Annotated in this window: 17 protein-coding genes and 2 pseudogenes; 9 read left to right on the forward strand and 10 right to left on the reverse strand. The window is 65.2% G+C overall.

All coding sequences use genetic code 11. The annotated features are described in order from the left end of the window. Positions 1-36: 36 nt before the first annotated feature. The gene (hemN, locus tag AB8Z38_RS31385) at positions 37-1,389 is read left to right on the forward strand and encodes an oxygen-independent coproporphyrinogen III oxidase (protein ID WP_369721478.1); all 1,353 of its coding nucleotides are present in this window, start codon (positions 37-39) and stop codon (positions 1,387-1,389) included. Positions 1,390-1,570: 181 nt separating this feature from the next. Continuing rightward, a complete protein-coding gene (locus AB8Z38_RS31390; protein WP_211394734.1) occupies positions 1,571-1,768 on the forward strand; it encodes a DUF1858 domain-containing protein in 198 nt (65 codons plus the stop codon). An 82-nt stretch (positions 1,769-1,850) separates the two neighbouring features. Here AB8Z38_RS31390 and AB8Z38_RS31395 read toward each other — a convergent pair whose 3' ends face one another. Then, positions 1,851-2,558, reverse strand: a complete 708-nt coding sequence (locus AB8Z38_RS31395) for a Crp/Fnr family transcriptional regulator (RefSeq protein ID WP_369721479.1) — start codon at positions 2,556-2,558, stop codon at positions 1,851-1,853. Positions 2,559-2,684: 126 nt separating this feature from the next. Between AB8Z38_RS31395 and AB8Z38_RS31400 the strand changes: the two genes are divergently transcribed. Then, positions 2,685-3,896, forward strand: coding sequence for an NnrS family protein (locus tag AB8Z38_RS31400; protein ID WP_369721480.1), 1,212 nt, complete (start codon positions 2,685-2,687; stop codon positions 3,894-3,896). A 2-nt stretch (positions 3,897-3,898) separates the two neighbouring features. On the opposite strand, the gene AB8Z38_RS31405 is transcribed toward AB8Z38_RS31400, so the two are convergent. Then, complete coding sequence (locus AB8Z38_RS31405) at positions 3,899-4,936, reverse strand: AraC family transcriptional regulator (RefSeq protein ID WP_369721481.1); 1,038 nt, start codon at positions 4,934-4,936, stop codon at positions 3,899-3,901. 204 nt (positions 4,937-5,140) lie between these two features. Here AB8Z38_RS31405 and AB8Z38_RS31410 point away from each other — a divergent pair. Further along, positions 5,141-5,760 (forward strand): annotated as a pseudogene (locus AB8Z38_RS31410) (response regulator transcription factor). Positions 5,761-5,959: 199 nt separating this feature from the next. Next, complete coding sequence (locus AB8Z38_RS31415; protein ID WP_369721482.1) at positions 5,960-7,642, forward strand: mucoidy inhibitor MuiA family protein; 1,683 nt, start codon at positions 5,960-5,962, stop codon at positions 7,640-7,642. Between the two features lie 400 nt (positions 7,643-8,042). On the opposite strand, the gene AB8Z38_RS31420 is transcribed toward AB8Z38_RS31415, so the two are convergent. The 4 genes and pseudogenes from AB8Z38_RS31420 to AB8Z38_RS31435 form a co-directional block, all read right to left on the reverse strand. Continuing rightward, positions 8,043-8,939, reverse strand: a complete 897-nt coding sequence (locus tag AB8Z38_RS31420) for a carbohydrate ABC transporter permease (protein WP_369721483.1) — start codon at positions 8,937-8,939, stop codon at positions 8,043-8,045. Then, a complete protein-coding gene (locus AB8Z38_RS31425) occupies positions 8,932-9,888 on the reverse strand; it encodes a carbohydrate ABC transporter permease (protein ID WP_369721484.1) in 957 nt (318 codons plus the stop codon). Before AB8Z38_RS31425 ends, AB8Z38_RS31420 begins: the two co-directional genes overlap by 8 nt. A gap of 131 nt (positions 9,889-10,019) precedes the next feature. Continuing rightward, a pseudogene (locus AB8Z38_RS31430) lies at positions 10,020-11,362 on the reverse strand (ABC transporter substrate-binding protein). Positions 11,363-11,449: 87 nt separating this feature from the next. Further along, positions 11,450-12,493, reverse strand: coding sequence for a C-terminal binding protein (locus AB8Z38_RS31435; protein WP_369721485.1), 1,044 nt, complete (start codon positions 12,491-12,493; stop codon positions 11,450-11,452). A 261-nt stretch (positions 12,494-12,754) separates the two neighbouring features. On the opposite strand from AB8Z38_RS31435, the gene AB8Z38_RS31440 reads away from it, so the two are divergent. Further along, positions 12,755-14,440, forward strand: a complete 1,686-nt coding sequence (locus AB8Z38_RS31440; RefSeq protein ID WP_369721486.1) for a methyl-accepting chemotaxis protein — start codon at positions 12,755-12,757, stop codon at positions 14,438-14,440. Positions 14,441-14,761: 321 nt separating this feature from the next. Continuing rightward, on the forward strand, positions 14,762-15,733 hold the full coding sequence (locus tag AB8Z38_RS31445; protein ID WP_369720550.1) for an IS110 family transposase: 972 nt from the start codon (positions 14,762-14,764) through the stop codon (positions 15,731-15,733). A gap of 211 nt (positions 15,734-15,944) precedes the next feature. On the opposite strand, the gene AB8Z38_RS31450 is transcribed toward AB8Z38_RS31445, so the two are convergent. After that, positions 15,945-16,922 carry a Bug family tripartite tricarboxylate transporter substrate binding protein gene (locus AB8Z38_RS31450; RefSeq protein ID WP_369721487.1) on the reverse strand — a complete coding sequence of 326 codons (978 nt, stop codon included), beginning with the start codon at positions 16,920-16,922 and terminating at the stop codon, positions 15,945-15,947. Positions 16,923-17,020: 98 nt separating this feature from the next. Beyond that, complete coding sequence (locus AB8Z38_RS31455) at positions 17,021-17,956, reverse strand: DMT family transporter (protein WP_369721488.1); 936 nt, start codon at positions 17,954-17,956, stop codon at positions 17,021-17,023. Between the two features lie 105 nt (positions 17,957-18,061). Between AB8Z38_RS31455 and AB8Z38_RS31460 the strand changes: the two genes are divergently transcribed. Further along, positions 18,062-18,451 carry a DUF1330 domain-containing protein gene (locus tag AB8Z38_RS31460; RefSeq protein WP_369721489.1) on the forward strand — a complete coding sequence of 130 codons (390 nt, stop codon included), beginning with the start codon at positions 18,062-18,064 and terminating at the stop codon, positions 18,449-18,451. Between the two features lie 165 nt (positions 18,452-18,616). On the opposite strand, the gene AB8Z38_RS31465 is transcribed toward AB8Z38_RS31460, so the two are convergent. Beyond that, positions 18,617-19,549 carry a DMT family transporter gene (locus tag AB8Z38_RS31465; protein WP_369721490.1) on the reverse strand — a complete coding sequence of 311 codons (933 nt, stop codon included), beginning with the start codon at positions 19,547-19,549 and terminating at the stop codon, positions 18,617-18,619. 163 nt (positions 19,550-19,712) lie between these two features. Beyond that, positions 19,713-22,232, reverse strand: a complete 2,520-nt coding sequence (mgtA, locus tag AB8Z38_RS31470; protein ID WP_369721491.1) for a magnesium-translocating P-type ATPase — start codon at positions 22,230-22,232, stop codon at positions 19,713-19,715. A gap of 367 nt (positions 22,233-22,599) precedes the next feature. Here mgtA and AB8Z38_RS31475 point away from each other — a divergent pair, with 367 nt between their 5' ends. Then, complete coding sequence (locus tag AB8Z38_RS31475) at positions 22,600-23,892, forward strand: adenylosuccinate synthase (RefSeq protein ID WP_369721492.1); 1,293 nt, start codon at positions 22,600-22,602, stop codon at positions 23,890-23,892. The last annotated feature ends 30 nt before the right edge of the window (positions 23,893-23,922 follow it).

Genomic DNA, 23,922 nt, shown 5'->3' on the forward strand with positions numbered 1-23,922 from the left:
CGACCTGCGCGGCCCGAATTCGCGAATAGGTAGGACATGAGGATTGATCTCGCGGCGAGCTACGGCGAGGAGCGTCTGCCCCGCTACACCAGCTATCCGACCGCACCACACTTCTCGCCGACGATCGGCGCGGATACCTACGCGAAATGGCTGGCTGAGCTACCCGCCGGAACTAGCGCGTCACTTTATCTGCACGTGCCGTTCTGTCGTGAGATGTGCTGGTATTGCGGCTGCCACACCCAGATCGTCCGCCGCGACGACCTCGTCGCGGCCTATCAGCGGACGCTGCGCAGCGAGATCGCGCGAGTGGCGGACACGATCGGCCGCCGCATCAAGGTCGAGCACATTCATTTCGGCGGAGGTACGCCGACGATCATGTCGCCGGAGGCGTTCTCCGAGTTGATGGCAGCGATGCGCGAGGCGTTCTTCGTGCTGCCGTCGGCGGAGATCGCGGTCGAGATCGATCCGCGAACTCTGACGGCCGGCATGGTGGAGGCCATGAGGCTCTCCGGCGTCAACCGTACGAGCTTGGGCGTCCAGAGTTTCGATCCGGTCGTGCAGCGTGCGATCAACCGGGTGCAGAGCTTCGAGCAGACGGCCGAGGTCGTCGGCATGCTCCGGAGTGCCGGGATCCGGGGCGTCAATTTCGACCTGATCTACGGACTACCGCACCAGACCGTGGTCTCCTGCCTCGACACTGTGCAGCGCGCGCTCATGCTCGCGCCCGACCGCTTCTCGGTGTTCGGCTACGCGCATGTGCCGGCTTTCAAGAAGCACCAGCGCATGATCGACGAAGCCGTCCTGCCCGATGGCCTCGCGCGTCACGACCAGGCCTGCGCGATCGCCGACGCGCTGAAACAGGCTGGTTATGTGCAGATCGGGCTCGATCATTTCGCCCGGACCGACGATTCCATGGCGGTTGCCTTCGCGGAGCGGACGCTGCGGCGCAATTTCCAGGGCTACACCACCGATCAAAGCGAGGTCCTGCTCGGGTTCGGCGCCAGCGCGATCGGCCATCTGCCTCAGGGCTATGTCCAAAACGACGTGCAGATCGGATCCTATGCCGAGAACATTGCCGCCGGTCGGCTGGCCACTGCAAAGGGGTATAGGCTCAGCGACGACGACCGGCTGCGCGCCGACATCATCGAGCGCATCATGTGCGAGTTCGGCGTCGACCTCGGCGAGATCTGCGCGCGCCATGGCGCCAAGCCCGGGGCGATGCTGGGATCGGCGTGGCGATTGGAGCCGTTGATCTCGGACGGTGTCGTCAGCCTCGATGGCGAGCGGCTCGCGATCGCAACCGACTCGCGCTTCCTGGTGCGCAGCGTCGCCGCCGCGTTCGATGCGCATCTGGATCCAGGCAAACAGCTGCATAGCCGGGCGGTGTAGATCTCTCCGTCATTCCGGGGCGCGCCTCTTGGCGCGAACCCGGAATCCATTTCTCATGTCATCCGCCGCAAGATGGATTCCAGGCTCGCGCTTCGCGCGCCCCGGAATGACGAGTTTGCTTGCGCTCCAACAAAGAAACCGCCGCCCGCTCCGCTATCGTCGCTCCGGAACGGAGTTGCTCATGCCTTTTGGATCCGACGATTTGGTCGATGACATCATGCGCACGGCGCCGCACACGATCCGGGTGTTTCTCGCGTTCAGGATGGCCTGCGTCGGCTGTCCGATCGCGACCTTTCACACGGTCGACGACGCCTGCCGCGAGCACGGCATCGATCGCGACAAGTTCCTCGCGGCGCTGTGCGATTGCGTGCCAGCGTAAGGCGGGTTGGAACTCGCGCCGGGCGCGCGGATTCCCGGGTGACGGAGAGCTTGCGCCGTAAGCGGAAGCGCTCACCCCATCCTCACGATGCGCTGTCGGCACTCCGCTCCGCCAGCACGACAAACCCGTGCGGATCGCGCAGGATGATGCGCTGCCGGCCGCTCTCGACGAGACCTTGGCTCTCCCAGCCGCTCAGGATGCGGCTCACGGTGTGCAGCGTGGTGCCGGTCATCTGCGCGATATCCTGGCGGCTGATCGGAAAGTCGATCTCGATGCCCTGATCGAGCTTCTTGCCGGACTGCTTGGCGAGGCGCAGCAGCGCATGCGCGACGCGCTGCTCGACCTGCTGCGTCGACATTTCAAGGATGCGGGTGTGGCTCTCCTGAAGCCGCGTGCCGACGGCCTGCATCGTATTGGCGGCAAGCGCCGGAAAGCGTTCGAGCAGTCGCGGCCAGGCGGCGGTCGGCCAGATCAGGGCGACGCTGTCGTCGACCGCGGTCGCGGTTGCCGGGTATTGCGCGAGCCCGATCGCCATGGCGAGCCCGAAGGTTTCGCCGGGAGCGACATAGCGCACTACGATCTGCTCGCCCGTCGGCGTGGTCTTGGCCGCGCGGACATGGCCGTGCAGCAGCAGAAAGAACGACTGTGCATCCGCACCCTGTTCGAAGATGGTGCTGTGCCTGGGGTAACGCGCTGAATGCGCCTCGCGCAGGACCTCCTTGAGATCGTCGGGCTTAATCCCCGCGAACAGCGGCAAATGCGCCACCAACGACGTGTCCACCTTGGCCATTCTGTCTCCTTGGCGCTCGGGAGTGTGATGGCATCTGCAATCGTCCGGGTGTTTGCGATAGCGCAAATCCCTCCGGCCCGACGGCAGTATTTTTCCATCTGACGATCTGATCTTCAGGAGTGCCCCATGGCCAGTGCCCGATCCCGCAACTTTGAGGGCTGGCCGCTGTTTGCGAACAGCTTTCGGCCGTTCTTCCTGCTCGCTGCAATCCAGGCCGGACTGTCGATCCTGGCCTGGCTGCCGATGTTCTACGGCGAATTGTCGGTGACCTCAGCCTTCGCGCCGCGCGACTGGCATGTCCACGAGATGCTCTATGGCTTCCTGCCGGCGGTGATCACCGGGTTCCTGTTCACCGCGATCCCGAACTGGACCGGCCGGCTGCCGATCCGGGGCAGCTCGCTGGTGGCGCTGGTGGTGGTCTGGCTCGCCGGGCGCGCCGCGGTGATCCTCTCCGCCGATCTCGGCTGGGCCTTTGCGCTTGCGGTCGATGCCGCGTTCCTGGCGCTGGTCGTCGCCGCCGCAACCCGCGAGATCATCGCCGGCGGCAACTGGCGCAATCTGCCCGTCGTGCTGCTCGTGCTGGTGCTGCTCGCCGGCAATGTCGCGTTCCATCTCGAAGCGCATTTCGAGGGTGCCGCCGATGTCAGCATCCGCGTCGGCATCGGCGTGGTCGTGCTGCTGATCACGCTGATCGGCGGCCGCATCATCCCGAGCTTCACCCGCAACTGGCTGGTCAAGTTCAATCCCGGCCGCCTGCCGGTGCCGTTCGGGCGATTTGACGGCGCGGTGATCGGCTTGACGGCACTCGCGCTCATCGCATGGATCGTGGCGCCGCTGAACACGGTGACCGGCGCAGCGATGGCGCTCGCCGGCGCGCTGCACCTGGTGCGTTTCTCGCGCTGGGCCGGCGACCGCACGGCGCGCGAATGCCTGCTGCTGATCCTGCATGTCGGCTATCTATTTGTGCCGCTCGGCTTCCTCCTGCATGCCTTGGCCGTCTTTGGCGTGCTGCCGCCGAGCGCCGGCGTTCATGCCTGGATGACAGGCGCCGCCGGAACCATGACGCTCGCGGTGATGACACGTGCGAGCCTTGGCCATACCGGACAGGCGCTGACGGCTTCGCCGGCGACGCAAGCCATCTACGCCGCGATCATTATCGCTGCGCTGACACGCGTTGCGGCCGCGGTGTTGCCGGCGCATGGCGATGCACTGCTGCACATCGCAGCCTGTGGCTGGGTCGTCGCCTTCCTCGGCTTTGCGATTGCGTTCGGCCCGCTGCTCGCCGGCAGCGAGCGGCGCACGCTCGCCACGATGGGCGTACCCGCCCCGGCGCGCTGAGCCTAGGCCGCCGTGGCCGAAGGCGCACGGGCAGGCTTCGCCAGCGGCCGCACGCCCTTGCGCCATGCCGAGATGGTGCAGCCGAATCGGCCGCGGAACCATCGCGCCATGGCGCTCTGCGCAGAGAAGCCGAGCTGCATGGCGATATCAGCCAATGGCCGATCGGGGTCTTCGATCAGCCGGATCACCAGATCGCCGCGCTGCGCGTCGAGAATGGCCGAGAAGCTGATGCCTGCCTCGGCGAGGTGACGGTGGATGGTGCGGCGGGTACAGGCGAAATGCTCCGCGACGCGCTCGACCGTGCAGTCGCCGGTCGCGAGCAGGCTACGCACGACTTCGTCGACCTTTTCTTCCCAGCTTGCCGGTCGTGTCTCGATCGCCTCGATCCGCTTGCGCAGATAGCTCGCGATCATCGGATGCGCGCTTGGGATCCGCCGCTCCATGTCGTGCGCCGACAACAGGATCGCGTCGTCCTCGGCGTTGAAGATCACACGGCAGCCGAAGAACTCGCGGTAGCGCCTGCGGTCGTGCGGCGGCGGGTAGTGCAGGTGCACCTCCTGCGGCCGCCAATCGCTGCCGAACAGCGACTGGATGATGCGGTGGACGCTGCCCAGGGTCATGTCGATCGATTGGCGCCGCGCGGTCGGCTGCCGGCCGCGCAGATGCAGCCTGACGGTCACGGTCTGCCTGTCGCGCGCAACGTCAAGCCGCATGCCGTCATGGTGGACATGGATGAAGTGCGAGAACGCCTCGATCGCCTCGCCGACCGTGGCCTGTTCGCGCACGATCAGGCCGACCCCGCCAAAGTTGGTCAGCCCGCCGCGCTCGGCGAGCCGCAAGCCGAAATCTTCGGCACCGGACACCTCGGCCGACAATTCGAGCAGGCGACGCAGGCCCGTGACGGCGATGGGGGTATCGGGCCGGTCGAGGCAGGCCAGCGGCAGCCTGACCCTGCGCATCATCTGTCTTGGATCGAGCCCGACCGACCGGGCGACCTCCGGGTAATAGCTCAAACCCGCGCTGCGAATGAGGTCGGCCATGCCAACCGTTCCTGCCAGCCATTCCCGCCGATGTCCCGAAATGTAAAGTTTCTGTCCCGATCCGTCAAATCCGGGAACCGGCTGGAACATACATAAGGGAAACCGAAGCACGGGCGTGAATGCCGTGCTGATGACGGCGCGGCTGGGCGACGAGGCCCGCTTCCGTCTCGGGCCATTTTGACCAAGACATTGCTGGATAAATTTATGCCGGGAAACATGCTTTCCAAGGGTGAGGTATTCGTCGTTGACACTGACGCCGCCTCCCGCGAACAACTTTCAATCGCGCTTCAACACAGCGCCTATGACGTGATCTGCTTTGCCGACAGCGCATCGCTGCTGTCGGAAGCAAAGGCGCGGATGCCGGCCTGCGTGCTGCTGGACATGCCGCCCGATCGCTCCGCTCTCGACCTGCTCAAGCAGCTGCGCGAGGAAAACTGCCTGGCGCCGGTCCTGGTGACCTCGGCCAACGGCAGCATCGCGATGGCCGTCGACGCCATCAAGAGCGGCGCGACCGACTTCATCGAAAAGCCGTTCCGTACCCATGACATCGTCGACCGGATTGACGCTGCGATCGACGAGTTCGCCCAGCCCGATGAACACCGGCAGCGCTGGCTTGCCGGCTGCGAGCCGCTGACCCGGCGCGAAGGTGACGTGCTCGAACATCTCGCTGCTGGCCTGACCAACAAGGAGATCGCGCGACGGATGCATCTGAGGCGCGCACGGTCGAGGGTTATCGCGCCAGTGTCCTGAAGAAGGCCGGCGCCCGCAATGTGACCGATCTGCTCCGCCGCATCTTCGTCCAGGGTTCGCCCTCACAGGTTTGAGGCGCGGCTTCTAAGGGCGCGACTTCCAGAGGCTCCGCCGCGGGACGACCACGCGTTCCGCAGCCTTGGTGCCGCCGCAGCCCCGCCCAACCGAAACCCCAATCGAACCGGTTCCTTCCCCGCCGCGTCTCACCACGATGGTGAGGCGTGTTTCGCGCGTCCGGCTGGCGGCGCGGCGATATCGGCACGGAGGAATTTGATGCGCACGATCACAAATTGTCTGGCAACGACGAGCCTGGTCCTGGTGACCACCGCGTTCGCGTTGCCGTCATGGGCTGCCGATGTCGATGCCACATCGGCCATCGACACGGTCACTGTCTACCCTGATGGCGCGACCGTGACCCGAATCATTGCGCTGGATCTTGCCGCCGGTGACAGCACGCTGGTCGCCAGGGATTTTCCGCTCTCGCTCGATCCGTCCTCCATCCGCGTCGAAGGCGAAGCGGGCGCCAAGCTCACCATCGGCACGATCGATGCGCGGCCGCCGCGCGCGGCGCAGCCCGTCAATCTGCCCGAGCTCGACAAGCGCATCGAAGAGCTGAAGGATCAGCGCGCCGATCTGCAAGGCGCGATCGATTCGGCCGCCGCGCGGCGCAAATTCGCGCAACATTTCGCCGAGGCCTCTCCCGCGGGCCTGGGCGACAAGGGCGAGGCGCGGCCGATCACCGAATGGCGCGCGGCCTTTGCCGCGGTGGCCGAGGAGATCGCGACCGCCGACACCGCGATCCGCGACGCCACACGAAAGCAGCGCGAGATCGATCGGCAGATCGCGCAGCTCGAAACCGAACGCTCGGCCAAGCCGCCGAGCAAGCTCGAGGTGCGGATCGACGTTGCCTCCGCGGCGGCGACCAAGGCGACACTGCGCGTGACCTATGCGGTGCGCAATGCGCGCTGGATGCCGCTCTATGACGCCCGGCTCGACACCGGCGCCAAGGACCGCAAGCCGCAGCTTGAGCTTGTCCGCCGCGCGGAGGTCACGCAATCGACCGGCGAGGATTGGTCAAATGTGACGCTCGGCGTCTCTACGGTTCGCATCGGCCGTGGCGGCAGCGCCCCGGAGCTGAACTCGCTGGTGGCGCAATATCCGCAAGTGCCGAAGCCACGGGTGCTGGGGTCAATCTCCGAGACGGCGACGCCTGCGGCTCCGATGCAGCGAAAGGTGGAATCCGCGTATCAGAGCAGGTCCCGGGAAGAGGTCAACCTAGACCAGCGCGCCGACGAGCAGCAGGCCGTCGCCGAAATCGGTGACTTCCAGGCCACCTTCAAGATCTCCGGCCGCGTCAGCCTCGGTGCCGCCGAGGGCGCCAAGGCCTTGCGCATCGCGTCGATGACCGTGCCTGCCGATCTCATGGTTCGCGCAGCTCCCGTGATGGACCCGACCGCCTTCCTCGAAGCCAGCTTCAAGCAGAGCGACGACACGACGCTGCTGCCGGGCAAGGTCGCGATCTATCGCGACGGCGTCTTCGTCGGCCGCGGCAAGATCTCGGCGTCGGCCAAGGACGATATCGTGCGGCTCGGCTTCGGCGCCGACGACAAGGTCAAGATCGAACGCGCCGTCCTCAAGCGCAACGAAGGTTCGGCCGGCTTGCTCGTCACGACCTCGAAGACCGACGAGCGTTCCTTCAAGACGACTATCCGCAACGGCCATGATTTCCCGATTCATGTCGCGATCGAGGACCAGTTGCCGGTCAGCGAGAACGAGGACATCCTTGTCGAGATGCTGCCTTCCACCACGCCGCCGACTGCGAGCAACATCCGCGACAAGCGCGGCGTGCTGGAATGGTCGGTCGATGCCAAGCCCGGCGAGGTCAAGGACATCAATTTCGCCTGGCGCGTCCGCTGGCCCAAGGACAAGACCATGGTGATCGTGCCGGCCGGCTAAGCGGGGTCTTCACCTCGCCCCGCTCGCGGCAGGGCAATCGCATGTGGAGCCGATTTCTCTGTGGCCATCCTTCGAGACGCCCGCCTTTGGCGGGCCCTCAGGATGAGGACCGAGTGTGCGGCAGCAGTTTCAACGGGCTCCGATGCCGCTTAGCCTCATCCTGAGGAGACCGCGAAGCGGTCGTCTCGAAGGACGAGGTGTGCGCTCAGACCGCCCAAATTCCAAATGCAATGACCCTGCCGCATGCGGGGAGAGCGCGAAGCGCCGGGCGAGGAGGACTTTCCGCGAGTCCATCTCTCACCGCCATCGTTGAAGCAGCCCCTCACCCCAACCCTCTCAGCGCGAGCGAAGCTCGTCGCGGCCCCGTAAGAACGGGGAGAGGGAGAGGAGAGAGTGGAGGCTATTCCTTGACCGCGCCCGTCAGCGACGACACGTAGTAGTCCACGAACAGCGAGTAGAAGATCGCAACCGGCAGCGAACCGAGCAGCGAGCCGGCCATCAACGCGCCCCACTGGTAGACGTCGCCGGTGACGAGCTCGGTCAGGATCGCGACCGGCACGGTCTTGTTGGCGCCGCTCTGGATGAAGGCGAGCGCGTAGATGAACTCGTTCCAGGACAGCGTGAAGGAGAAGATGCCGGCCGAGATCAGGCCGGGCACCGCCAGCGGCAGCGTGATCCGCCGCAGGATCTGGAGCCGCGTGGCGCCGTCGACCAAGGCGCATTCCTCCAGCTCGTAGGGGATCGACTTGAAATAGCCGATCAGCAGCCAGGTGCAGAACGGCACCAGGAAGGTCGGATAGACCAGGATCAGCGCCAGCGGTGAGTCGAACAGGCCGAACTGCACCACGACGGTGGCGAGTGGAATGAACAGGATCGACGGCGGCACCAGATAGGCCAGGTAAATGCCGAGCCCGACATAGCCGCTGCCGCGGAAGCGCAGGCGCTCGATAGCGTAGGCCGCGAGCGTGCTTGCGATCAGCGACAGCGTGGTCGAGCCGATCGCGACCAGCATCGTCGTCCACAGCCAGCGCGGATAGGAAGTGTCGAACAGCAGGTGCTTGATATGGGCGAGCGTCGGCGAGGTGATCCAGAACGGATTATGTTCCTTGAAGTTCATCAGCTCCGCGTTCGGCTTGAACGACGTGATCGCCATCCAGTAGAACGGGAACAGCAGGATCAGCACGAAGCAGGCGAGCGGCAGATAGATCATCATCAGCCGTCGTAGCCCGGAATCCCAGGCCATGGTGTCGGGCGGCGTGCTGGCGACCGCGGCCGGTTGCGCGACGGTGTCAGTCATTGGCCTCTCCCTGCTGCCATTTGCGGCGCGCCAGGCCGAAATAGGAGAACAGTGTCGCGAAGATCAGAAACGGGATCATCGATACCGCGATCGCAGCACCCTCGCCGAGCTCGCCGCCGGAAATGCCGCGCTGAAAGGCCAACGTCGCGAGCAGATGGGTCGAGTTGCCGGGGCCGCCACGGGTGATGGCGTAGACGAGCTGGAAGTCGGTGAAGGTGAAGATGATCGAGAAGGTCATGACGATGGCGAGGATCGGCATCATCATTGGGAATGTGATGTAGCGGAAGCGCTGCCAGGCGGTGGCGCCGTCGAGCATCGCGGCCTCGTAGAGCGAGGGCGAGATCGTCTGCAGGCCCGCCAGCAGCGAGATCGCCACGAACGGAATGCCGCGCCAGATATTGGCGGCGATCAGCGAAAACCGCGCCGGCCAGGGCGAGCCGAGAAAGTCGACGTTGGTCGTCCGCCAATGCAGCACGTCGACCAGCAGATAGGAGATGATCGAGAATTGCGGATCGTAGATCCACCAGAACGCCAGCGCGGAGAGCACCGTCGGCACGATCCAGGGCAGCAGGATGATCGCACGCAGCACGCTCTTGAATGGAAAATGGTTGTTGAGCAGCAGCGCGAGCCAGAAGCCGAGCGCGAATTTTCCGAACGTCGCGATGCCCGTGTAGACCACGCTGTAGAACACCGCGTTCCACCACAGCGGATCGGTGAGCAGATACTGGAAATTCTCGAGGCCGACGAACTCACCGCGCCGGCCGATCGTTGTGTCCGTGAAGGCGAGCCAGATGCCGAGACCGAGTGGATAGGTCAGAAAGACCGCAAGCAGCCCGATCGCAGGCGCGAGGCACATCGTGATCAGGAACGGCTTGTAGTCGAACAGGCGCACGAGCCAGCTTGGCTGCCGCTGGGCCAGCGCGGGGGAAGAAAGTGTGGTTACGGACATCAGGGCGTTGTCCTGTTCTAGACTGTCACCACACCGTCATTGCGAGGAGCGAAGCGACGAAGCAATCCAGGCTCTGGCCGCGGGGGTGGACTGGATTGCTTCGCTTCGCTCGCAATGACGGCCGCTCCGTTTTACTTCTGCCGCCTGAAATACCGCTTGCAGCGCTGCTCGGCCTCCGCGGCGGCGGCCTCCGGCGTGGCAGTGCCGGTCGCAACGGACGCGAACATCTGAATCAGCACGTAGTCGGCGCTGACGGCACCGGTCGCCGTCGAGATCGGACCCGCGTAGCCGTCATAATAGGTGCTGTTCATCGTGTCCTTGAAGATCTTGACCTTGGGATCTTCGCCCCAGACCTTGGCCTCGGCATAGGCCGCCAGCGGCTGGGCCCAATAGCCCGAGTTGGCGTTGAGCCACGGCTCGTACTGGTCCTTTTCCAGCATGTATTGCAGGAAGGCCTTTGCGGCGTTCGGATACTGACTGTGCTTGAACACCATGGCGTTGAGCGTCAGCCCCGCCATCGGAGATATCTTGGCGACGCCCTTCGGCAGCAGCTGATGCTCGCTGTCCTCGGCGATCGCCTTGGTCGCCGGATCGTTCTTCAGCGAGAAATACAGCGAGACGCCATTGGAGGTCAGCGCGATGTCCTGCGCGGCATAGGCGCGGTTGTTGCTGACGTCGTTCCACGAGGTCGTGCCGGCGATGAAGGTCGGATACAACTGCTTGACCCAGTTCAGCGCGGCGATGGTCTCCTTGCTGTTGATGGTGAGGTTGCCGTCTTCATCGAGCAGGGCGGCGTTATGCGACCACAGCGCCCAATTCGCGAAGCCGTTGCCGTCGCCCTTGGCGTTGCCGAGCGCGAAGCCGGCGGGCTTGCCGGCCTTCTGAAGCTTTTGGCAGAGGTCGAGGATTCCGGCATGGTCCTCCGGCACCTTGTCGAAACCGACCGATTGCAGGATCGATTTGCGGTAGATCAGGGCCCGCCGCTGGCGCCGAACGGCAATCCGATCCAGCTGTTGCTCTTGTTCTTCTTGCCGTAGCGCTGCGCCAGCGGCAGCCAGCCGCCATAGCGCTTGCCGAGATAATCGGCCACGTCGGTCAGCTCGATCAGCTTGTCGATGTAGATGTGCGGCGCGTCGGAGAAGCCGATGATGATGTCGGGGCCGGCGCCGGAATTGGCGGTCACCGCGGTCTGCTGGTTGATGTCCTCCCAGCCGACGAAGTCGACCTTGACCTCGACGCCGGTATCCTTGGTGAATTTCGCGGCATTGGCGCGGAATACGTCCTCGTCGGCCTGGACGAAGCGCACCGGCCGCAGCATGCGCAGCGTTGCGCCTTTCTCGATCGGCAGTTTCGGGGCCGGGACGTCGGCGGCCTTGATCGCGGATTGAGCGTGCGCTGCAACACCAGTGGCAGCCACCGCTGCAGCGGACACGCCCAGAGCCAAGGCATCACGACGTGTGATGTCGTTCCTCATCAGTTCCTCCCTATGATGTCTCCCTTCCCGGCGTTGATCGCCGGTGAAGGGCCGTTCCGTCCTCCGGCGCGCCTTGCGCCGGCCGCCTTAGCTGTTCGGGCCGCGGTCCATGCTGACGGGCTGCCAGCGGCGGAGCGCGGTGTCTTGCAGCACCGACGGATTGACGCAGCTTACCGGCCACATGCCCTGAAGCACCAGTGACAATTCGTAGCCCACCCGGCGCTTGCGCGCCTCGTCGAACCGTGCCGAGGCCGAGGCGACGTGGGCGGTCAGGGTAACGTTCTCCATGCCGAGGATGGGATTGTTGTGCGAGGGCGGTTCCTTCTCCAGCACGTCGAGCGCGGCATGCGCGATCCAGCCCTCTTGCAGCGCCTTGATCAGGCTCTCCTCGTCCACGGTGGCGCCGCGGCCGGTGTTGATGAAGACCGAGCCCTTCTTCATCTGCCGAAAATGCTTCTCGGTCAGCATGTGATGCACCTCGGGCCGGGCGGGCGCGTGCATCGACACGAAGTCGGACTGCGACAGCACCTCGTTCAGCGTCGCCGGCATCACGCCGTGGTCGTACATCAGCGTTTCCTGGATGAAGGGATCGTAGGCCATCATGCGCAGGCCGAAGGGAGCGGCGCGCTTGGCCACCGCACGCGCGACGCGGCCGAACGAGATGAAGCCGAGCGTCTGGCCCATCAGCCGCGGAATCTTCAGCAGCGCCGGCCGGCCCTCCGCCCAGCGCCCGCTGCGCACCATCTTGTCCTGCTCGACCAGTCGGCGAAAGCCGGCGAGCAGCAGCATCACGGCGTGGTCGGCGACTTCCTCGATAAAGGTGTCCGGGATGTTGGTGACGGGAATGCCGCGGGCGGTGGCGGCCTTGATGTCCACGCTGTCGACGCCGACCGAGCCGAGCGTGATGACTTTGCAATTCTCCAGCGCGTCGATGATGGTCTTGGTGATCGGGATGGCCTTGGCATAGATGGCGTCGGCGGTCCTGGCTGCGGCGATGAACTCGGCCTCGCTCGCGGGCGCCTCGACGATCTCGGCATCGATCGGATCGAGCGCCTCGCGCTCAAAGGAATAGTCGCTGCCCGCGACCGTGAAGCTCGCGCCCTTCGGCGTCACCACCCTGTATTTCGGCATTTTCTGCTCCCGATTTGGTTTGTCGGTTCTTGTTATGACTCGCAGCTGCGGCGGGCCTTTGCGTCTTTTACGCGGAATCGGGGCGAGTGCGTACAATTCACAGTTGTCAGGGGCGACGATTATTTGCCCGGTTTCCCGGCAGGTCGGGGGTTGTACGGAGGGGCGTGTAAGGAACTTGCTAAGGGGTCCCACACTACAAGCTGATTCAAATTCGATCGATTCGCTTGCGCCCCCGCATCCCTTTGCCCCCGGAGCCACATCGTGAAGTTGAGCAATCTGAAGATCGCCCCCAAGCTTGGCATCCTTGTCGGCGTGACCTTGTTTGGGCTGTGCATTTCCGGGGTTCTTGCCGGCTACCTGATGAAGCAGGAGATGGTGAACGCGCGCATCGATCAGGCCAAGGCGATCGTGGAGTTGGGGCGCAATTATGCCGCGGCGCTGAAGAAGCGCGTCGATGCTGGCGAGATGACGAAGGAGGCGGCGATGGCCGAAATTCGTCGCTACGGCAATGCGATGACCTACGACAACGGGGCGGGCTATCTGTTCGGCACGTCCTATGACGGCATCACGCAGCTTGCGCCCGATCCGAAGCAGGTCGGCAGCAACCGCATGGATGTCGTGACCAACGGCCGGAAGCTGTCGGTCGAGCTGATGGAAGGGGTCAAGGCCAACGGTTCGATCCTGCTGTACTATGAATATGTGAAACCCGGTCAGGAGAAGCCGATCCGCAAGATCGGCTACGCGGTCGCGGTCCCCGGCTTCGACATGTATCTCGGCACCGGCGCCTATCTCGACGACATCGACGCGAAGATGGGCCCGGTCTATTGGCTGCTCGGTCTTGCCATGCTCGCCATCGTCATCGTCGCCGGCAGCGTCGCCTGGCTGCTCGGCCGCAGCATCAGCCGTCCGCTCGCGCTGCTCGGCGCCCGCATGAAGGATCTCGCCGACGGCAAGCTCGATGGCGACATCCCCGGCGTCGGCCGCGGTGACGAGGTCGGCGCGATGGCCGCGACGGTCCAGATCTTCAAGGACAACGCGGTCCGCATTCGCGGCATCGAGAACACCGAAGCGGAGGCCAAGGAGCGCGCCGCGGCGGAACGCCGCAGCGCGATGGAAGGCATCGCCAGCGACTTCGAGCGCAGCGTCAACGGCATCGTCCGTTCGGTCTCTTCGGCCGCGGCCGGCATGCAAAGCACGGCGCAGTCGATGACCGCGACCGCCAGCGACGCCTCGTCGCGGGCGGCCACCGTCGGCGCGGCCTCGCAGAGGGCGTCGGGCAATGTCGGGACGGTCGCAGCCGCCGCCGAGGAGCTGTCGAGCTCGGTTGCGGAAATCTCGCGCCAGGTGACGCGCTCGACCGAAGTGGCGAGCCGCGCCGTCAACGACGCCGAGCGCACCAACGCCACGGTGCAGGAGCTCTCCACCGGCGCCGAGAAGATCGGCGAGGTGGTCAAGCTCATTCATTCGATCGCGGCACAGACCAATCTGCTCGCGCTCAACGCCACCATCGAAGCGGCGCGTGCCGGTGAATCCGGCCGCGGCTTCGCCGTCGTCGCCTCCGAGGTCAAGGCGCTGGCCAACCAGACCGCCAAGGCGACCGAAGAGATCTCCGCTCAGGTGGCGGCGATGCAGACCTCGACCAGCGATGCGGTCGCAGCGATTGGCGGCATCACCCAGACCATTGCCGAGATGAGCGAGATCACCGCGGGCATTTCCGCGTCGATCGAGCAGCAGGGCGAGGCCACCCGCGAGATCGCCCGCAACATCCAGTCGGTCGCCGCCGGTTCGAGCGAGATCAACACCCATATCGGTGGCGTCACCTCGGCCGCGGAAGCGACCGGCAGCGCCGCCACCGACGTGCTCACCAACGCCCGCGAGCTGGACACCCAGTCCGGCGCGCTGCGCAGCGCCGTCGACAGCTTCCTCGCCAAGATGCGTGCGGCGTAAGTACAGGCACGCTGAATTTGTAGGGTGGGCAAAGACGCGAAAGCGTCGTGCCCACCTTTTTCTTTTGAGTGCGTGAAGATCGACCGTGGGCACGCTTCGCTTTGCCCACCCTTGTATTAGCGCGCCGGATTATAATGGCCACGTTCCGTGAGGAATGGCCCAGCCCGGGTGGCCGCCCGAGCTGGGCCGCCGATCGATCGGATCGATGCCCACCGAAGCCTTGAGGGCTGCGTTTCGTAGCAAGATCGCGGTCGGCACTTCATCGGGACCCGCATGGTTGAACGAACTTCAGGTTCGCATAACAAGGGAGGGTCGAGGAAGATGGCCAAGCGTATCATGATCTGTGCCGGGATCGATACCGGCAAACATAAGCTCGACGTGGCGGTCGACGGCAGCTCGGAACAGTTGCGGGTCGACAACACGATGGAAGGCCACCAGGCTTTGGTAGAGTGGCTGAAGCGCATCAAGGTCAAGAGGGTTGGGATCGAGGCCAGTGGAGGCTACGAGCAGGCGGTCGTCGCCGAGCTGCGGCGCAAGCGGTTCGTCGTCGTCTTGTTTCAGCCGAAGCAGGTCCGTGCTTTTGCCACGTTCCATCAGCTGCTGGCCAAGAACGACAAGATCGACGCGGCGCTGATCGCGATGTGCACTGCTGCGATCAAGACCATCCATCCCGCTCCGGATCCGCGGCTGCAGCCCCTTGCCGAGCATCTGACGATGATCGACCAGATCACGGAAGACATCGCAAGGCTCAAGAACCGGCTCGAGAGTTGCCGCGACAAGCGGATTCAAGGGGTTTGGAAGGCGCAGATCGCGCTCCTGGCCAAGTCCAAACGAGCCGAGCTCAAGGCGCTGCTGGCGGCGATCCGCAAGCACCCTGATCTTGCCGCACGGCTCGATCTGATCCACAGCGTCGGCGGCTGCGGCCTGCCGACCGCGATTGCCGTCCTGATCCGGATGCCTGAGATTGGCAACATCACGCGCGGGCCTGCCGCAGCTCTCGGCGGGCTGGCACCTTACGACGACGACAGCGGCAATCGCGCCGGTGCCCGTCACATCGAAGGTGGCCGCGAACGCCTGCGCCGGGCGCTCTACAACGCGGCTCTTGCGGCATCCTTCCGCTGGAATCCGCAGCTCAAGGCTTTGTACAGCCGTCTGATCGCCGCCGGCAAATGCCACAAATGCGCGCTCATCGCCTGCGCCAGGAAATTGCTGGTCACGATCAACGCCGTCGTCGCCCGCGGAACTCCCTGGGTCGCCGAGGCGCCTCAACTCGCCAAGCTGCCCGCCGTCTGACCGCGTTTCTTTGTTCGATCAGGCGACCGTTTCTTCGTCCCGACCTGCCGCCACAACGACGCCGCGCGCCGCGGTCGTCAAGGCTGGCCGTCGCTCAAATCTCTCCTCACATCCGCTGCTGCCAGGCCACGCCTTGACGGCCGCAAGCGCGGCGTCATGCTCGCGGAAATCGGACGCCAACCTAATGGTTGCTACGAGACTGTGGCGTCTCCTACTGCTTCTCGATCCCCGCCTTCGTGATCAGCTTCTCCCACAGCACGAGCTGCTCATTCACGAACGTGCCGAGCTGTTCCGGCGTGCCCGAGAATGCGTCCATGCCGAGCGTCGCGAGCTGGGCCTTGATCTCCGGCTTCTCGACGATCTTGCGGATCTCGGCGTTGAGCCGCGTCACGATCTCCCTGGGCAGGCCGGCCGGGCCGAAATAACCTTGCCATGACGAGATGTCGAAATCCCGCACGCCGGCCTCCTGCATCGAGGGGAGATTCGGCACCAGCGGCGAGCGCTCCCGGGTCGTGACCGCGAGCGCGCGGAGTGCGTTGCCGCTGACGTGCGGCAGGCCGGTCAGGATGTCGACGAACATCATCGAGACGCGCCCGCCCATGACGTCGTTGAGCGCCGGCGGCGAGCTCTTGTAGGGCACATGCAGCAGATCGAGCCCGGCATTATGCGCGAAGGTCGCGCCCGACACGATCGCCGAGGACGAGCCGGAGGCATAGCTCAGCTTGCCCGGATTGGCCTTGCCATAGGCGACGAGCTCGCCGACGGTCTTGGCGGGCACGTCCGGGTGGACCACCAGCATGAAAGGCAGGTCGCCGGTGCGCGCGATCGGCGTGAAATCCTTCACCGGATCGTAGGTCAGGCTCTTGAGCAGATAGGGATTGGCGGAATGCGTGGTGTTGGTGGTCACCAGCAGGGTGTAGCCATCGGGTGCGGAGCGCGCGACATAGGTCGCTGCGATCATGCCGTTGGCGCCGGCCTTGTTCTCGATCACGATGCCGACGCCGAGCGCCTGCGACAAATGCTGCGAGATCAGCCGTGTGGTGGTGTCGGTGCCGCTGCCGGCCGCGAATGGCAGCACCAGCGTGATGTTGCGGCTGGGCCAATTGTCGGCTCGCGCGGTGGATACTATGGCGAGACACAGCATGGCCGCGCCCGCGGCGCGCAGGGCTCTGATTAGTGATGACGGCATGTTTGGGCGTTCCCTCTTTTTTCGTTGGCGGGGAACCTAGCGTCTCGTCGTTGAAACCGGAAGGCGCGACTTTGTCGCTCCGCCACGATTCCGCGGAATTACTTCGCCGCGGAGCCCTGTCGCGACGCGATCACGACGCCGGCGAGCACCAGCGCGTAGCCGATCAGGTGAAATGGCTGCAGCCTTTCGCCGAGCAGCAGGATCGCCATCGCGGAGCCGAACACCGGCACCAGATGGAAAAAGGGCGCGGCGCGGTTTGGCCCGATCAGCGCGACGCCGCGGTTGAAGAAGAGGTAGGCGAGGGTCGAGGGGAAGATCAGGATGTAGCCGAGCGTGGCCAGCGTCACCGTGTCGAATTGCAGCACGCTGCCGCTCCAGGTTTCCCAGATCGCCGTCGGCAACAGCATCATCGCGCCGCAGCAGGTGGTGAAGGAGAGAAAGGAGAGCTGGTGAACCTTCGGCCGGCGCGGGATGAAGGCGGAGTAGATCCCGAACGCCACCAGCGAGGAGGCGAACATGATGTCGCCCCGGTTCAAGCTGATGCTCGCGAGCGCCGCAAGATCGCCGCGCAGGATGATGATCAGCACGCCGAGAAGCGAGATCGCGATGCCGGCAAATTGCGCGCGGGTCAGCCGCACGCCGAACAGCGCCAGCGACCACAACGCCACGAACAGGGGCCCGGCCGACTGGATCAGCAGGGCATTCAGTGCCTCGGTATATTGGAGGGCCCAGTACGAGATCGCGTTGTTGAAGGCGAAGCCGACCAGCGACAGGAACAGCATCAGCGGCAGGCTATTGCGCAACGCGGGCCAGTCGCGCTTCAGATGCGGCCATGAGAACGGCAGCAGGATCAGGAACACGCCGAACCAGCGGATCGTGGTCACCGTCAGCGGCGGCACATGCGCGCCGACATGACGCGCGAGCACGATATTGCCGGCCCAGAACAGCGAGCTCAGGCTCAACAGCAGATAAGGCTGGTTATTGAGCCAGCCGGCCGGATTCGTGGCGGGTGGCGCGGGCGAAGCGATCGTCATTGGCGTTGGGTGCGACCTTGCGCCGGATCGCCGTTGTGACACAAGTCACGCCGCCGCAAGGCTACAATGCAAGCTTGACCCGAGGAGGCGTCATTGGCGGTTAATATGTTGAACGTTGAAGGCCTCGAGCGGCTCGATTCGAGCGCGCCGGTGGTGATGCTGAACCTGATGCGCTTCCACGCACGCTCGCGCGACGGTGACGGTTCCGGCTGGGACGCCTATCTGCGCTACAGCGCGATCACTGTGCCGATGATCAAGGCGCGCGGCGGGACGCTGCTCTGGACCGGCGAGCCCAGGGCGGTCGCGCTCGGCCCGCACGACGGCAACGAATGGGACTTTGTCGCGCTGGTCTCCTATCCCTCAGTCGCGGCCTTCCTCGACATGATGACCTCGGAAGCCTACGAGCGAGAGGCCGATCCGCATCGCGTTAACGGCTGCGCCGAGCATGTGATCATCGCGACGAGCGAAGCGTACAGTAAATTCAGAATGAATTAGCGCGCGCTTCCCCTCTCTCCTTGTGGGAGAGGGTGGCTCGTCGCGATAGCGGCGAGACGGGTGAGGGGTCTCTGTCCGCGAATCCAATTCTTGTTTGAATGCGCGGAGACAACCCCTCATCCGGCGCTTCGCGCCACCTTCTCCCACAGGGGGAGAAGGAAGAATCTAGCTTGCCTGCTTCCTTGACGCGACGAAGACCCCCGACAGCACCAGCGCGAAGCCGATGAAGTGGAAGGCTTGCGGGCGTTCGCCGAGGAAGCTCATTGCCATGATGGCGCCGAACACTGGCACGACGTGGAAGAACGGCGCGGCGCGGTTGGCGCCGATCAGGCGGACACCGCGGTTGAAGCAGAGATAGGCGAGCGTCGAAGGGAAGACGGCGACGTAAAACAACGTCAGGAGGTTCGGCCCGTCGAGCTTCATCACGGGGCGCGCGAATAACTCCCAGATCTCCAGCGGAATCAGGCAGGCCGCGCCAGCGCCGAAGGTGAAGGCGAGGAACGACAGGCCGTGCATCGGCGGCCGCTTCAAGGTCAGCACCGAATAAAGTGCGAAGATGATGAGCGCGACCAGGAAGATCAGGTCGCCCTTGTTGAAGTCGATGTTGGAGAGCGTGGTGAAATCGCCGTGCAGCAGGATGATCAGCACGCCGCACATCGAGAGCAGCACGCCGAACGCCTGCGCTGCGGTGAGCCGGACGCCGAGGATGACCAGCGACCACAGCGCCACCACCAGCGGCGCAGCCGATTGCAACAGCAGCGTGTTGAGCGCCTGGGTATGCTCCAGCGCCCAGTATTGCAGGGTGTTGAAGGCGCCGATGCCGGTGATCGACAAGGTCATCATCAGGCCGAGCTTCTCGCGGATCGCGGGCCAGTCCTTTGCGAGGTGCTTCCAGGCGAACGGCAGCACCAGCAGGAACGCGAAGGTCCAGCGCAGGAACGACAGCGTCACCGGCGGGATGTGACCGGCGGCGAGCCGCCCGACAACGGCGTTGCCGGCCCAGCACAGCGCTGTGATCGAGAGCAGCAGATAGGGCTGATTGGCGATCCAGTTGTGGCCGGGCTGGTCGGCGCTCGTGGTCTGGCCAGTGGCGGACATTTTATTGTTATGGCCCCTGCGTGGCGTGCGCCGAGGCCTTCGGCCCGGCGATGTCCGGGCCGGTCGAGACCCGGCACGTTCAAAAACACGGAAACGCGCCGGATATCAATGGCGCGAGGCGCATCGGCTCCATGCGCCGGGAGCGATGCGGCGGGAACCTCGCTCAGGCTTTCCGTCCTGCGCTGATCGCAAACGGCTTCAACAACTCGGCGCAGACGAGATAGATCACGACCAGCGCCGCGATGCCGGTCATCATGAGCGGAGGCGGTGCGACGAAGCCGAACCATGAGCCCAACGGCGTGAACGGCAGGACCATCGCCACCACGAGGGCGATCAGCGAGGAGATCGACAGCACCGGATCGGGCCAATTCTGCCAGGGCCGTCCATTGGTGCGGATGATGAAGATCACCAGGATCTGCGTCGCCATCGATTCGATGAACCAGGCGCTGCGGAATTCCTCCGGCGATGCGTGAAACAACATGATCAGCGCACCGAAGGTCAGGAAATCGAACACCGAGGACAGCGGGCCCATGATCCCGGCGAAACGCACCAGCCGCCTCATGCTCCACACCTGCGGCTGCGCGGTTGCGGCACGCGAGACCTGGTCGAAGGGAATGCCGAGCTCGGACAGATCGTAGAGCAGATTGTTGAGCAGAATCTGTGTCGGCAACATCGGGAGGAACGGTAGCGCCATCGAGGCGATCGCCATCGACAGCATGTTGCCGAAATTCGAGCTCGCGCCCATGCGGACATATTTCATGATGTTCGCGAAGGTGCGCCGGCCCTCTTCGACGCCGTCGGCGACGACTTCGAGGTCGGAGGCCAGCAGAATCATGTCTGCCGCGGCCTGGGCCACGCCGGTCGCGCCTTCCACCGACAGGCCGATATCGGAGGCTTTCAGCGCGGGTGCGTCGTTGATGCCGTCGCCGAGGAAGCCGACCACCTCGCCGCCGGCCTGCAGCGCCTTGACGATGCGCGATTTCTGGTCCGGCGCCAGCCGGCCGAACGCGTCGGCGGAGCGCACCTGCACCGCCAGCGCCTCGTCGCTGAGCTCGGCGATGTCGGCGCCCGACAGCACGCGCCCGGCGTTGAGCCCGACGAGGCCGGCGAGCCGCTTCACCACCAGGGGATCGTCGCCGGAGAGGATCTTCAGGCGGATGCCGGCCGCCGCAAGCCGGGCGATGGCGGCCGCCGCGGTCGGCTTCGGCGGGTCGGCGAAAGCGCACAGGCCCTCGAACACGAGACCGGTCTCGTCCTCGGTCTCGACCTCGCGCGTTGCGCCGTTCCAGGGACGCGAGGCGATTGCGACGCAGCGCAGGCCCTCCATCGCGAGCTGATGCACGCGCGCCATCGCGGCAGTTCGCGCGTCCTCGTCGATCGCGCCGCCGCGCTGCGTCGTGCACAATTCCAGCACCGTCTCCGGTGCGCCCTTGACGATCAGCAACGCGTCTTGTTCGGGACCGGTCGCGAGCACCGATCCGAGCCGGCGCGAAAAATCGAACGCCTGCCGGCCGGCAAGGATCCAGCCTTGCGCGGCATCCGGCTGGCTTGCAGCCAGCGCCGCATCGAGCGACCCGCGATCGCCGCCGAGAGCTGCGGCGATGGCACCGAGACGCGCGGCGCGGGCATCGTCCTTGCCATCGACATCGAGGCTCCTGGCCAGCGTGATCTCGGCCGAGGTCAGCGTGCCCGTCTTGTCGGTGCACAGGACGGTCATGGCGCCGAGGTCGTGGATTGCGGCGAGGCGCTTGACGATCACCTTGCGGCCGGCCATCCGCAATGCGCCGCGCGACAGCGTCACCGTGGTGATCATCGGCAACAACTCCGGGGTCAGCCCGACCGCGAGAGCGACGGCAAACAGCAGCGAGTCCATCACCGGGCGGCCGAACACCACGCGCACGGTGAGCACGACCAGCACCAGTGCCAGCGTGGCGCGTGCGATCACGAGGCCGAATTCGCGCAGGTCGCGCTCGAAGGGCGAGCGCGTCTGGGCTTCGGCCAATGCGGATGCTGCCGCCCCGAATACCGTGTTGCGCCCGGTGTAGACCACGAGCGCGATCGCCTCGCCGGTCTGCGCCACCGCGCCGCGAAACAGCGCACTCGACGTGTCGTCGGGATCGGCGCATGGCCCCGCGCGCTTCTGCACCGGGTAAGGCTCGCCGGTGAGCGCCGCCTCGCCGGCGGTGAGGGCTGTGCTCTCCAGGATGAGCGCATCGGCCGGGATGATGTCGCCGGCGCGAACGCGCAGAATATCGCCGGGGACGACCTGCTCGACGTCGATCTGGCCGAACGCACCGTCCCGCTTGACCTCGGCCTTCAGCGCCACCGAGCGGCGGAGGATGTCCGCGGCCCGCACGGCGTGGCCTTCCTGAATGGTGTCGAGCCCGATCGAGAGCGTCAGGATCAAGACGATGATGAGCCCGCCGATCCCGTCGCCGGTGAGCATCGAGGCGACGCCCGCAACCAGCAGGATCAGCGACAGCGGCTCCAGCAGCCGGCGCAGGATCGCGTGCGCCGCCCCCTCGATCCGCGGCGCTGCGTCGCTGTTCGGCCCGAAGCGGTCGAGGCGTTCGGCCGCTTGCGCTGCAGACAACCCCGTGAGCTCGCAGCCCAGCCGGCTGCAAAGGTCAAGGGCGGACAGACGCCAGAAACCGGCGTCGGTGCGGGTTGGTTTCTCCAGCAAGCGAAGCTCCCGGTTCCAAGGCGTCGTGTGGCGGCAGATGGCCCTGAATTCATCGTCACCTATTGACCTAAAGCAATTTGGAATGCCGGCGGTCCGGGAGCGATATGGACCTGGCGCGGCGCTGCGACCGCATCATCGAAGTGGTTGACGGCCGCATCCGGGCCTAAGGTTGTAGAGCCGGCCGGGCAAGACGGATTTTTAGGCTAAATCAAGGGCTTGGATCGCGCGTTGGGCCGCGAAAAAGCTCCGTTCTTGCTTGCCTAGAGAGGCCGCTTCCTTTATCCGGTTGAGCTGCCTCGCGTGCGAGCGGCCTAGGCCGTGACTTGGGCTGGGCGCATCTAAAATTCTGCAGAGGGATTACCCGCGAATGGCCAATGTTGTCGTCGTCGGCGCCCAGTGGGGCGACGAGGGAAAGGGCAAGATCGTCGACTGGTTGTCGGAGCAGGCGGATATCGTGGTCCGCTTCCAGGGCGGTCATAACGCCGGCCATACGCTGGTCATCAACGGCAAGACCTACAAGCTCGCGCTGCTGCCCTCGGGCGTGTTGCGCGAGCACAAGCTGTCGGTGATCGGCAACGGCGTGGTGTTCGATCCCGCGGCCTTCCTCGACGAGGTGGGCAAGCTGCGGTCGCAGGGCGTCGCGGTCTCGCCGGACAATCTGCGGATTGCCGAGAACGTCACCCTGATCCTGCCGCTGCATCGTGAACTCGATGCCCTGCGCGAGTCGTCCAACGCGGCGACCGCGATCGGGACCACCCGCCGCGGCATCGGCCCCGCCTACGAAGACAAGGTCGGCCGCCGCGCCATTCGCCTGATGGACCTCGCCGATCTCGACACGCTGCCGCACAAGATCGACCGGCTGCTTGCGCACCACAACGCATTGCGCCGCGGGCTCAACCTGCCGGAGTTCGAGGGCAAGGACATTCTGAAGGAATTGACCGCGCTCGCGCCGCAGCTGCTGCCCTATGCCGAGACGGTGTGGCGGCTGCTCGACATCAAGCGCCGCGAAGGCAAGCGCATGCTGTTCGAGGGGGCGCAAGGCGCGCTGCTCGACGTCGACCACGGCACGTATCCTTACGTCACCTCGTCCAACACGGTGGCGGCGCAGGCGGCGACCGGCTCGGGCCTCGGCCCCGGCGCGGTCGGCTATGTGCTCGGCCTGTGCAAGGCCTATACGACCCGCGTCGGCCAGGGCCCGTTCCCGACCGAGCAGGACAACGCGACCGGCCGCAGGATCGGCGAGCGCGGTCGCGAGTTCGGCACCAATACCGGGCGGCCGCGCCGCTGCGGCTGGTTCGACGCCGTGCTGGTCCGCCAGGCGGTCCGCACCTGCGGCATCAATGGCCTGGCGCTGACCAAGCTCGACATTCTCGACGGCTTCGATTCGATCGAGGTCTGCACCGGCTACAAGCTCGACGGCAAGGAGATCGACCATTTTCCCGCCGGCGAGGGCGCGCAAGCCCGGGTCGAGCCGATCTACGAGACCATCGAAGGCTGGAAGGAGCCGACCGCGAACGCCCGGTCGTGGGCCGACCTGCCGGCCCAGGCCATCAAATATGTCCGCCGGATCGAGGAATTGGTGGGGTGCCCGGTCGCACTGCTTTCCACCAGCCCCGAACGCGAGGATACTATTCTGGTGCAAAATCCGTTTGAGGCTTAACGATATCTTACCGGGACGTGCGCTAGTTGA

The organism is Bradyrhizobium sp. LLZ17, from assembly GCF_041200145.1.
Taxonomy (GTDB): Bacteria; Pseudomonadota; Alphaproteobacteria; order Rhizobiales; family Xanthobacteraceae; genus Bradyrhizobium.

Coding starts and splice junctions, on each gene's coding strand:
- hemN (WP_369721478.1), top strand. CDS start 37: ATGAGGATTGATCTCGCGGCGAGCTACGGCGAGGAGCGTCTGCCCCGC.
- AB8Z38_RS31390 (WP_211394734.1), top strand. CDS start 1,571: ATGCCTTTTGGATCCGACGATTTGGTCGATGACATCATGCGCACGGCG.
- AB8Z38_RS31395 (WP_369721479.1), bottom strand. CDS start 2,558: ATGGCCAAGGTGGACACGTCGTTGGTGGCGCATTTGCCGCTGTTCGCG.
- AB8Z38_RS31400 (WP_369721480.1), top strand. CDS start 2,685: ATGGCCAGTGCCCGATCCCGCAACTTTGAGGGCTGGCCGCTGTTTGCG.
- AB8Z38_RS31405 (WP_369721481.1), bottom strand. CDS start 4,936: ATGGCCGACCTCATTCGCAGCGCGGGTTTGAGCTATTACCCGGAGGTC.
- AB8Z38_RS31415 (WP_369721482.1), top strand. CDS start 5,960: ATGCGCACGATCACAAATTGTCTGGCAACGACGAGCCTGGTCCTGGTG.
- AB8Z38_RS31420 (WP_369721483.1), bottom strand. CDS start 8,939: ATGACTGACACCGTCGCGCAACCGGCCGCGGTCGCCAGCACGCCGCCC.
- AB8Z38_RS31425 (WP_369721484.1), bottom strand. CDS start 9,888: ATGTCCGTAACCACACTTTCTTCCCCCGCGCTGGCCCAGCGGCAGCCA.
- AB8Z38_RS31435 (WP_369721485.1), bottom strand. CDS start 12,493: ATGCCGAAATACAGGGTGGTGACGCCGAAGGGCGCGAGCTTCACGGTC.
- AB8Z38_RS31445 (WP_369720550.1), top strand. CDS start 14,762: ATGGCCAAGCGTATCATGATCTGTGCCGGGATCGATACCGGCAAACAT.
- AB8Z38_RS31450 (WP_369721487.1), bottom strand. CDS start 16,922: ATGCCGTCATCACTAATCAGAGCCCTGCGCGCCGCGGGCGCGGCCATG.
- AB8Z38_RS31455 (WP_369721488.1), bottom strand. CDS start 17,956: ATGACGATCGCTTCGCCCGCGCCACCCGCCACGAATCCGGCCGGCTGG.
- AB8Z38_RS31460 (WP_369721489.1), top strand. CDS start 18,062: ATGTTGAACGTTGAAGGCCTCGAGCGGCTCGATTCGAGCGCGCCGGTG.
- AB8Z38_RS31465 (WP_369721490.1), bottom strand. CDS start 19,549: ATGTCCGCCACTGGCCAGACCACGAGCGCCGACCAGCCCGGCCACAAC.
- AB8Z38_RS31475 (WP_369721492.1), top strand. CDS start 22,600: ATGGCCAATGTTGTCGTCGTCGGCGCCCAGTGGGGCGACGAGGGAAAG.